The organism is Cupriavidus sp. 05T41 (genome assembly GCF_056396525.1).
Genome location: NZ_JBFTLQ010000149.1, coordinates 1 through 10,152, shown reverse-complemented (window position 1 = coordinate 10,152; position 10,152 = coordinate 1). Strand labels below are relative to the sequence as shown.

Below are 10,152 nucleotides of genomic sequence, written 5' to 3'. Positions count from 1 at the left end.
TCGAAGAGCAGATCGAGTCGGTCGAGTTCGGCCGTATCGGCGCGCAGGCCGCCAAGCAGGTGATCCTGCAGAAGATMCGTGACGCCGAGCGCGAGCAGATCCTCAACGATTACCTCGACCGCGGCGAAAAGGTCATGACCGGCACCGTCAAGCGGGCCGACAAGAAGGGCCTGATCGTGGAATCCGGCCGCGTGGAAGCGCTGCTGGCCCGCGACCAGATCATCCCGAAGGAAAATCTGCGCACCGGCGACCGCGTCCGCGCCTATATTCTGAACGTGGACCGCACCGCGCGCGGGCCCCAGATCGAGCTCTCGCGCACTGCGCCCGAGTTCCTGATCAAGCTCTTCGAGAACGAAGTGCCGGAGATGGAACAAGGCCTGCTGGAGATCAAGGCGGCTGCCCGCGACCCTGGCGTGCGCGCCAAGATCGCCGTGGTGGCGCATGACAAGCGCATCGATCCCATCGGCACTTGTGTCGGTGTGCGCGGCACGCGGGTGACCGCGGTGCGCAACGAGATCGGCGGCGAGGCGGTTGATATCGTACTGTGGTCGGAAGATCCGGCGCAGTTCGTGATCGGCGCGCTGGCGCCGGCGCAGGTACAGTCCATCGTGGTGGACGAGGAAAAGCACAGCATGGACGTGGTGGTGGACGAGGAAAATCTCGCCGTCTCCATCGGACGCAGCGGGCAGAACGTACGCCTGGCGTCCGAACTGACCGGCTGGCAGATCAACATCATGACGCAGGAAGAATCGGCGCAGAAGCAGGCCGAGGAAAGCGACGTGGTGCGCAAGTTGTTCATGGCCAAGCTGGACGTGGACGAGGAAGTGGCCGACATCCTGATCGACGAAGGATTCTCCACGCTGGAAGAAGTGGCCTATGTGCCCATCAGCGAGATGCTGGAGATCGATGCCTTCGACGAAGACACCGTCAACGAGTTGCGCAACCGCGCACGCGATGCACTCCTGACGATGGAACTGGCCCGGGAAGAAAAGGTGGAAGAGGTGTCGCAGGACCTGCGCTCCCTCGACGGCCTGACCCCGGAACTGATCGGCAAGCTGGCCGAAGGCAGTATCCATACGCGTGACGAACTCGCCGAACTGGCAGTCGACGAACTGGTCGAGATGGTCGGCCTGGGCGAAGAAGAGGCCCGCGCGTTGATCATGAAAGCACGGGAACATTGGTTTAACTGAGGGACACGCTCAACCAGATTGACTGAGCGCGTATTCCGCACACGACTGTCCCGACGTATAAACCGAGCATTGAAAGGGTTTGAATGGCAAGCACAACAGTTGCCCAACTGGCCGCAGAACTGAGCCGCAGCGCAGCTGCCCTGCTGGAACAATTGCAGGCAGCTGGGGTGGGCAAGGTGACGCCTGAAGACATCATCACCGAATCCGACAAGACCAGGTTGCTGGACTACCTCAAGCGTTCGCACGGTCAGGCCGACGACAGCTCGCGCAAGAAGATCACGCTGACCAAGCGTGAGACTTCCGAGATCCGGCAGGCTGATTCCACCGGCAAGACGCGTACGGTACAGGTCGAGGTGCGCAAGAAGCGTGTCCTGATCAAGCGTGACGAGGCGGCTCCCGAGGGCGCAGCCGATGGCCACGACGCCGCCGACGTTCAGGTCGATGCGGCCGAGCAGGCGCGCCAGGATGAGGAAGCCCGTCAGCAGGCAGAACTGCTAGCGCGCCAGGAAGCCGAGCTGAAGGCCCGCCAGGAGGCGGCCGAACGCGAGGAAGCCGAACGCCGCGCCAAGCAGGAAGCACTTGAGGCCGAGGAGCGCCGCCAGGCTGAACTCGCCGCCCGCAAGGCGGAAGAGGAAGCTGCCGCGCTACGCGCTGCGGCCGCCACGGCTGCGCCCGAAGACGACGATTCGCGCAAGAAGGCCGAGGACGACAAGAATCGCCTGGCCGCCGAACGCGCCGCCGCACAGAAGGCCGCCGACGAAGCCAAGCAGGCTGCCKACAAGGCGCGTGCCGAGCAGGACGCAGCGCGCAAGCGCCGCGAGGCTGCCGAGGCCGAGGCCCGTGCCATTCAGCAGATGCTGAATGCGCCGGCGCGCGTGCTCAAGGCGCCGTCCGAACGCAAGGCCGAGGAAAAGAAGGCCGAGCAGACCGGCACGCTGCACAAGCCGGTCAAGGCGCCTGGCACCGAGGTCAAGAAGGAAGACAAGAAGCCCGCCACCACGGCAACCGCCACCACCACGGTCGACAAGAAGACCGGCAAGGTGGTCAAGGCCGGCACTTCCTCGACCTGGCAGGACGAAGGCTCGAAGAAGAAGGGCAGCGGCCTGAAGACACGCGGCGATTCGTCGGGTGGCGTGGGCGGCTGGCGCGGTGGTCCGCGCGGCCGTGGCAATCGCCACCAGCAGGACGATCGCGGCACCAACTTCCAGGCGCCGACGGAACCGGTGGTGCGCGAAGTGCACGTTCCCGAAACCATTTCGGTGGCGGATCTCGCCCACAAGATGGCCGTCAAGGCATCCGAGGTCATCAAGCAGATGATGAAACTCGGCCAGATGGTGACCATCAACCAGGTGCTGGACCAGGAAACCGCCATGATCGTGGTGGAAGAAATGGGCCACAAGGCGTTTGCCGCCAAGCTGGACGATCCGGAAGCGCTGCTGGTGGTGGGCGGCGAGGAACACACCGACGCCGAGCAACTGCCGCGCCCGCCGGTGGTKACCGTGATGGGTCACGTCGACCACGGCAAGACCTCGCTGCTGGACTACATCCGTCGCGCAAAGGTCGCGGCTGGCGAAGCCGGCGGCATTACGCAGCATATCGGTGCCTACCATGTGGAAACCGAGCGCGGCGTGATCACCTTCCTCGACACCCCGGGTCACGAGGCCTTCACGGCCATGCGTGCACGCGGTGCCAAGGCGACCGACATTGTCATCCTGGTGGTGGCCGCGGACGACGGCGTGATGCCGCAGACCAAGGAAGCCATCGCCCACGCCAAGGCGGCGGGCGTGCCCATCGTGGTGGCKATCAACAAGATCGACAAGCCCGAAGCCAACCCGGACCGCGTCAAGCAGGAACTGGTGGCCGAGCAGGTGCTGCCGGAAGAATACGGCGGTGACTCGCMGTTCGTGCCGGTGTCCGCCAAGACMGGCACCGGCATCGACGACCTGCTCKAGCAAGTGCTGCTGCAGGCCGAAGTGCTGGAACTGAAGGCACCGGTGGATGCCCCGGCCAAGGGCCTGGTGGTGGAAGCCYAGCTCGACAAGGGCAAGGGCCCGATCGCGACCATCCTGGTCACCAGCGGCACGCTCAAGCGTGGCGACGTGGTGCTGGCTGGCAGCGCTTACGGCCGCGTGCGCGCCATGCTGGACGAAACCGGCAAGCCGACCAAGGAAGCGGGTCCCTCGATTCCGGTCGAGATCCAGGGCCTGTCCGAAGTGCCGGCCGCCGGTGAAGAAGTGCTGGTGCTGCCCGACGAGCGCAAGGCGCGCGAAATCGCGCTGTTCCGCCAGGGCAAGTTCCGCGACGTCAAGCTGGCCAAGCAGCAGGCGGCCAAGCTGGAGACCATGCTGGAGCAGATGAGCGAAGGCGAAGTACAGACGCTGCCGCTGATCGTGAAGGCCGACGTGCAGGGTTCGCAGGAAGCGCTGGTGCAGTCCCTGCAGAAGCTCTCCACCGACGAAGTGCGCGTGCAGATCGTGCACGGCGGCGTGGGCGGCATCTCGGAGTCGGACGTCAACCTGGCCACGGCCTCGAAGGCGGTCATMATCGGCTTCAACGTGCGTGCCGATGCCGGCGCGCGCAAGCTGGCCGAGAACAACGGCATCGACATCCGCTACTACAACATCATTTACGATGCGGTAGACGAGATCAAGGCGGCGATGTCGGGCATGCTGGCTCCGGAAAAGCGCGAAGTCACGCTCGGTACGGTCGAGGTGCGCCAGGTGTTCCGCGTGCCGAAGATCGGTGCGGTGGCCGGTTGTATGGTCACCGATGGCCTGGTCAAGCGTACCGMCCTGGTAYGGGTGCTGCGCAACAACGTGGTCATCCATACCGGCGAGCYCGATTCGCTCAAGCGCTTCAAGGACGASGTCAAGGAAGTCAAGCAAGGCTTCGAATGCGGTCTGTCGATCAAGAACTTCAACGACGTTCAGGAAGGCGACCAGCTCGAGGTTTATGAAATCACCGAGGTGGCGCGCACGCTGTAAGGCGTGGCGCGTGCGGCGGCCCCATCCGCGGATGGGGCCGCCGCGGCCGTCTCGATAAAACCGCATTGAATGGCCAAGAAAGGCAATATCTCCTCTCGCAATCTCCGGATTTCCGACCAGATCCAGCGTGACCTGGCCGCGATGATCGCGCGCGAGTTGCGCGATCCCCGCCTGGGGCTCGTCACGCTGCAGTCGGTCACCCTGACGCCCGACTACGCGCATGCCAAGGTGTACTTCACCGTGCTTGGCGCCGATGCCGCAGTCGCGCAGGGCATCCTCAACGAAAAGGCCGGCTACCTGCATTCGCTGCTGTTCAAGCAACTGCATATCCATACCGTGCCGACGCTGCACTTCCATCACGACACCTCGGTCGAACAAGCCATCGAGATGTCCAAGCTGATCAGCGAAGCCAACTCGACGCGCGCGAAAGAAGACTGAAGAAAGCGGCCCGTCATTGCGGGCCGTTTTTTCATCCTCCGTGCTTCCGTCTGTCTGCCTGGCCGTTTCCCTCGCCCGTCTTTCCCMCCTCATGACCGATCCGAAAACCAATCGCCCGCCCCGGCAACCGCGCCGCGAGGTGCACGGCGTGCTGCTGCTCGACAAGCCGCTGGGCCTGTCGTCCAACGATGCGCTGGTGCGCGCCAAGCGCATGCTGCGCGCGCTCAAGGCTGGGCATACCGGCACGCTCGACCCGCTCGCCACCGGCCTGCTGCCGCTGTGCTTCGGCGAGGCCACCAAGTTCTCGCAGGACCTGCTCGAGGCCGACAAGACCTATGAGGCCGAGGTGCGCCTGGGCATCCGCACCGCCACCGGCGATGCGGAAGGCGAGGTGATCGCCGAGCGCGAGGTGGCGTGTGACACCGAGGCACTGCGCGTGGCGATCGCGCGCTTCACCGGCGAGATCGAGCAGGTGCCGCCCATGCACTCGGCGCTMAAGAAGGACGGCCGCCCKCTGTACGAATACGCGCGCGCCGGCCAGACCGTGGAGCGGGCGGCGCGCCGCGTCACCATCCATGAGATCACGCTGCTCGGCTGCGGCCTGCCCGCGGCGCCCACCTTCACCATGCGGGTGACCTGCAGCAAGGGCACCTATATCCGCACGCTGGCCGAGGATATCGGCGAAGCGCTGGGCTGCGGCGCGCACCTCACGGGGCTGCGCCGCACGGCGGTGGGCGACCTGAGCCTGGATGGCGCGGTCACGCTCGAGCAGATCGACGCGCATGACGATGCCGCGCGCCCGGCGATGCTGGCCCCGGTCGATGCGCTGCTGCAGCGCTGCGCGCCGGTGCGGCTCGAGGAAGCCGCGATGGGCCGCTTCCTGCAAGGCCAGCGTATCGCGCAGCGCGACCTGCCGGCCGGCACCGAACTGGCGGAAGGCGAACTCGCCCGCATCTATGGCGGCGAGCCGGAGCGCCTGCTTGGCGTGGCGCGCATGCGGGAAGGGGCGTTGMGGMCGGAGCGGCTGGTCAAGCTCTGAGCGGGTCGTGACCCGGCAGCGCGCGGGAAGCAAAAAAAGCCGATGCCAGTGATGGCATCGGCTTTTTTATCGGCTTATGTGTCCGGCGAGCCTGGTGGCGGCTCCTAGTGCGCCCCGGCCGCGGAGGCATCCATATCGCCTCCCTTCTTCGGCTTGGTCAGCCAGACAAAGCCGATCAGCACGAAGAACAACACGCCCGAGATCCAGAAGATGTCGTTGGCGCCGAGCATGGCCGCCTGCTGCGTGATGCCGCGCTCGATGAAGCCGTTKGCCTGGGCCTCGGTCATGCCCATCTGCACCAGGTGTTCGAGCTGCGCCCTATAGGCCGGGTTGAACGGATTGATCTGCTCGACCAGTTGCGCGTGATGCAGCGCGGAGCGGTTCTCCCAGATGGTGGTCGAGATCGACGCGCCGATCGCGCCGAAGGTGATCCGCACGAAGTTCGACACGCCCGAGGCCGACGGCATCTTCTCCGGCGGCTGGCCCGACAGGATGATCGAGGTCAGCGGGATGAAGAACATCGCCATGGCCGCGCCCTGGATCAGGGTGGGGATCATCAGCGAGCGGGTATCGACCTGCAGGGTGAAGCCCGAGCGCATCAGGCTGACCACGCCGAAGGTGATGAAGGCCAGCGTGGCGACCCAGCGCGCGTCCATCCTGGGCAGGTTCTTGCCGATGAGCGGCGACAGCAGGATGGCAAAGATGCCCACCGGCGCCATCACGATGCCGGCGTCGGTCGCGGTATAGCCGACGATGGTCTGCAGCCACAGCGGCAGGATCACCAGGTTGCCGAAGAACAGCCCGTAGGCCACCGAGATCGCCACCACGCCGGCGCTGAAGTTGCGCCCCTTGAACAGGTAGATGTCGACGATGGGATGCTTCTCGTAGCTCTCCCAGATCAGGAAGAACAGGAATCCCACGATGGCCACCACGGTCAGCACCACGATCACCGTGGAGTGGAACCAGTMCAGTTCCTTGCCMTTGTCGAGCATCAGCTGCATCGAGCCGACCCAGATCACCAGCAGCGTCAGCCCGATGCGGTCGATCGGCAGGATCTTGGTGGGGGTTTCGCGGTMGCGGTAGATCGCCCAGGTGGCATAGGCCGCGCCGAGCCCGACCGGGATATTGATATAGAAGATCCACGGCCAGGTCATGTTGTCGGAGATCCAGCCGCCCAGCAGCGGGCCCATGATGGGCGCCACCAGCGTGGTCATGCCCCATAGCGCGAGCGCCATGGTGCTCTTCTGCGGCGGATAGCTCGACAGCAGCAGCGCTTGCGACAGCGGGATCATCGGCCCGGCCACCGCGCCCTGCAGTACGCGCGCGGCCAGCAGGACTTCCAGGTTGGGCGCCACGCCGCACAGCCACGAGGACAGCACGAACAGCAGGATCGAGGTGATGAACAGCCGTACCGCGCCGAAGCGGGTGGTCATCCATCCGGTCAGCGGCACGGAGATCGCGTTGGCCACGGCGAACGAGGTGATCACCCAGGTGCCCTGGTTGGGCGCCACGCCGAGGTCGCCGGAGATGGCCGGGATCGACACGTTGGCGATGGACGAGTCCAGCACGTTCATGAACGTGGCCAGCGACAGCGCGATGGTGCCGATCACCAGCTTTCCGCCCGTCAGCGGCGCAGGCGCGGCGGGGCGCGCCGCGGGCCCGCGCGGGCCCGGTGCGGCGCTGTCGCGCACGGGGAGGGAAGTCGCCATGTTCAGGTGCTGGCAGGCTTGGCGGCCGGCGCCGAGACCGGTGCCGCCATCGGCTCGGCGCCTTGGCGGCCACCGTTGTTCAGGGAGATGATGCGGGCGATCAGCGCGTCGGCGTCCTGGCCGACCTTCTCATACACGTCGGTCTGCATCGGCCGTGCCACGGTGGCCTGCGCCATCGTCGCGCCTTCTTCCTTGCKCACGTCGACCGTCACGTTCATCGACAGCCCCACGCGCAGCGGATGATCCTTGAGCTGCTTCGCGTCCAGCGCGATGCGCACCGRCAGGCGCTGTACCACCTTGATCCAGTTGCCGGTGGCGTTMTGCGCGGGCAGCAGCGAGAAGGCCGAGCCGGTGCCGGCCGAGAAGCCTTCGACCTTGCCTTCGTACTCGACCTTGGAGCCGTACAGGTCGGCTTCGAGCTTGACCGGCTGGCCCACGCGCATATGCGTGATCTGCACTTCCTTGAAGTTGGCGTCGACCCACACCTGCTCCAGCGGCACCACCGCCATCAGCGGCGCKCCGGGGGCCACGCGCTGGCCGACCTGCACCGAGCGCTTGGCCACGTAGCCGGTCACCGGCGCCGGCAGGGTGGAGCGTGCGAAGGCCAGATAGGCGGAGCGCAGGTTGGCGGCGGCGCGCTGCACGTTGGGGTGCTTTTCCACCGTGGTCTGGTCGGTCAGCACCTTGTTGGAGGCGAGCTGCTCKCGCGTGGACGACAGCGCTGACAGGGCCGCCTGCAGCGCGGTCTGCGCATGCGAGATTTCCTCGCCCGAGACCGCGCCGGAACCGGCAATGGCCTCGCGGCGCTTGAGGTCTTCGCGTGCCTTGGCCACGTCGGCTTCGCGCATCGCCACGTTGGCCGCCAGCGAGCCGTTGTTGACGTAGAGCGTGCGCACTTCGCGCACGGCCTGCGCCAGCTGCGCCTCGGCTTGCTCCAGATTCACCTGCGAGTCGGCGCGGTCGAGCTGGATCAGGGGCTGGCCGGCGGTGACCAGCTGGGTGTCGTCGGCCGCGATCGAGATCACGGTGCCGCCMACCAGCGGCGTGACCTGCACCACGTTGCCGGCGACATAGGCGTCGTCCGTGCTTTCGAAGTGCCGTGCGTACAGGCCCCAGTAGATGCCGTAGGCCACGCCTGCCACCACCACCGCGGCGGTCAGGGAAAGCAGCAGGCGCTTGCGCTTGCCATTGTTGTTGACGGAAGCCGCCGGGGAGGCGGGAGTCTGGGCCGCTTGCTTGTTGTCGCTCATGATCGTCTTGTATGAATGCTGTCGGTACTGTGCGGACGCCGTGGTCCGGGCTGCTCCTGTGCGCCGGCTCGGCTAGCCGCGCGCGCCTTCGGGCTTTTGCGCGGCCGCGCCTTCGCCCTGCTCCTGGTAGCCGCCGCCGAGCGCCTTCATCAGGCCCATCTGCAGGTCCAGGCRGCGGGCCTGCAGGTCGGTGGCCAGGCGGCGCTGCTGCAGCACATTGCTTTCGGCGTTGAGCACCGTGAGCTGCGTGCCCAGTCCGGCCTTGTAGCGGATGGTCGAGAGCGAGTAGGCGCGCTCGGCCAGGCTGAGCGCTTCGCGCTGCGCGCTGATCTGCGTATCCACGCTGCGGATGCTGGCCACGGTATCGGCGGTCTCGCGCAGTGCGTCGATCAGGGCCTGGTTGTAGTTGGCTACGGCGAGATCGTATTGCGCGTACTTGCCCTTGAGGTTGGCGCGCAGCCTGCCGCCCTCGAAGATCGGCAGGGTGACGGCCGGGCCGATGCCGAAGGTGCGGCTGATGCTCATCAGCAGGTTGGACGGGTCCAGCGAGGCCACGCCTGCAAAGGCKGTCAGGCTGACTGCCGGCAGGAACTCGGCCTTCGCGACGGCGATATCCTTGCTCGATGCTTCCACGCGCCAGCGCGCGGCCACCAGGTCGGGGCGGCGTMCGAGCAGGTCGATGGTGAGGTTGTCCGGCAGTTGCGGCGTGGCGTGCGCCAGCACGGTGGGTTGCTGGATCGCCAGGCCGCGGTCCGGGCCCTTGCCCAGCAGCGCGGCGATCTGGTTGCGCGCGAGCGCGATGTCTTCGTCCACGCGCAGCAGGTCGGTCTGCGCCGAGGCMACGGTGCCGCGCGCCTGGGTGGTTTCCACCTGGGTGTCGAGGCCCGCGCGCAGGCGGTCGGTGGACAGTTGCGTGAGGTCGCGGCGCTGGGCGATSGCGCGCTCGGCCACRTCGCGCTGCGCRTACAGCGCGGCCAGGCGGGCATAGGTGCGCGCCACGGCCGTGGTCAGGATCAGGCGCGAGGCCTGGCTCTCGGCTTCCGTGGCGCGGTCGTCCGACAGCGCGGCTTCCAGCGCGGCGCGGTTCTTGCCCCAGAAGTCGAAGTCATACGAGAGGCCGGCCTGCAGGCGCGACTGGTTCTGCCACGATCCGGCCAGCCGCGTGCCGGCGAACAGGTCGGTCTCCGAGAAGCGCTGGCGCACCAGGCTGCCTTCGAAGTCCACATGCGGGTAAAGTGCGCTACGGGTGGCATCGGCMATCGCGCGGGACGCTTCCACGCGCGCAAAGGCAGCCTGCAGGCTGGGGCTGTCCTTGACCGCCTCGTCGACGAGCCCGCGCAGTTGCGCATCGTTGAACTGGTCGACCCAGTCGAGCGTGGGCCACTGGCCATGCTCGCCCGGCAAGACCTGGGCGCTGGCGAGGGAGGTGGGATCGGTGACGGTCTGCGTGCTGTGCGAATTGCCAAAGKCGGCGCAGCCGGCCAGGACCGCGGCGGCCAGCGCGCTCAGCGCCAGCGCGCCGGTGCGGCGGCCGGCCGCGCG

At 66.7% G+C, this 10,152-nt stretch carries 7 protein-coding genes; 4 read left to right on the top strand and 3 right to left on the bottom strand.

The features are described from left to right. The 4 genes from nusA to truB all read left to right on the top strand — a co-directional run. A partial coding sequence (gene nusA, locus AC1DKV_RS39330) for a transcription termination factor NusA (protein WP_477139612.1) occupies positions 1–1,190 on the top strand: 1,190 nt, incomplete at its 5' end. An 83-nt stretch (positions 1,191–1,273) separates the two neighbouring features. Continuing rightward, the gene (infB, locus tag AC1DKV_RS39325; RefSeq protein ID WP_477139611.1) at positions 1,274–4,174 is read left to right on the top strand and encodes a translation initiation factor IF-2; all 2,901 of its coding nucleotides are present in this window, start codon (positions 1,274–1,276) and stop codon (positions 4,172–4,174) included. A 69-nt stretch (positions 4,175–4,243) separates the two neighbouring features. Continuing rightward, positions 4,244–4,612: a 30S ribosome-binding factor RbfA gene (rbfA, locus tag AC1DKV_RS39320; RefSeq protein WP_441623884.1), complete on the top strand. Its 369-nt coding sequence runs from the start codon at positions 4,244–4,246 to the stop codon at positions 4,610–4,612. A gap of 91 nt (positions 4,613–4,703) precedes the next feature. Continuing rightward, positions 4,704–5,651, top strand: coding sequence for a tRNA pseudouridine(55) synthase TruB (truB, locus tag AC1DKV_RS39315; RefSeq protein ID WP_477139610.1), 948 nt, complete (start codon positions 4,704–4,706; stop codon positions 5,649–5,651). 104 nt (positions 5,652–5,755) lie between these two features. Here the strand turns inward: truB and AC1DKV_RS39310 are convergent, their stop codons facing one another. The 3 genes from AC1DKV_RS39310 to AC1DKV_RS39300 form a co-directional block, all read right to left on the bottom strand. Continuing rightward, positions 5,756–7,360 (bottom strand): DHA2 family efflux MFS transporter permease subunit, encoded by a 1,605-nt coding sequence (locus AC1DKV_RS39310; RefSeq protein ID WP_477139609.1) that lies wholly within the window; start codon positions 7,358–7,360, stop codon positions 5,756–5,758. A 2-nt stretch (positions 7,361–7,362) separates the two neighbouring features. Further along, positions 7,363–8,610, bottom strand: a complete 1,248-nt coding sequence (locus tag AC1DKV_RS39305) for an EmrA/EmrK family multidrug efflux transporter periplasmic adaptor subunit (protein WP_477139608.1) — start codon at positions 8,608–8,610, stop codon at positions 7,363–7,365. A 72-nt stretch (positions 8,611–8,682) separates the two neighbouring features. Next, on the bottom strand, positions 8,683–10,125 hold the full coding sequence (locus AC1DKV_RS39300; protein ID WP_477139613.1) for an efflux transporter outer membrane subunit: 1,443 nt from the start codon (positions 10,123–10,125) through the stop codon (positions 8,683–8,685). Positions 10,126–10,152 lie beyond the last annotated feature (27 nt).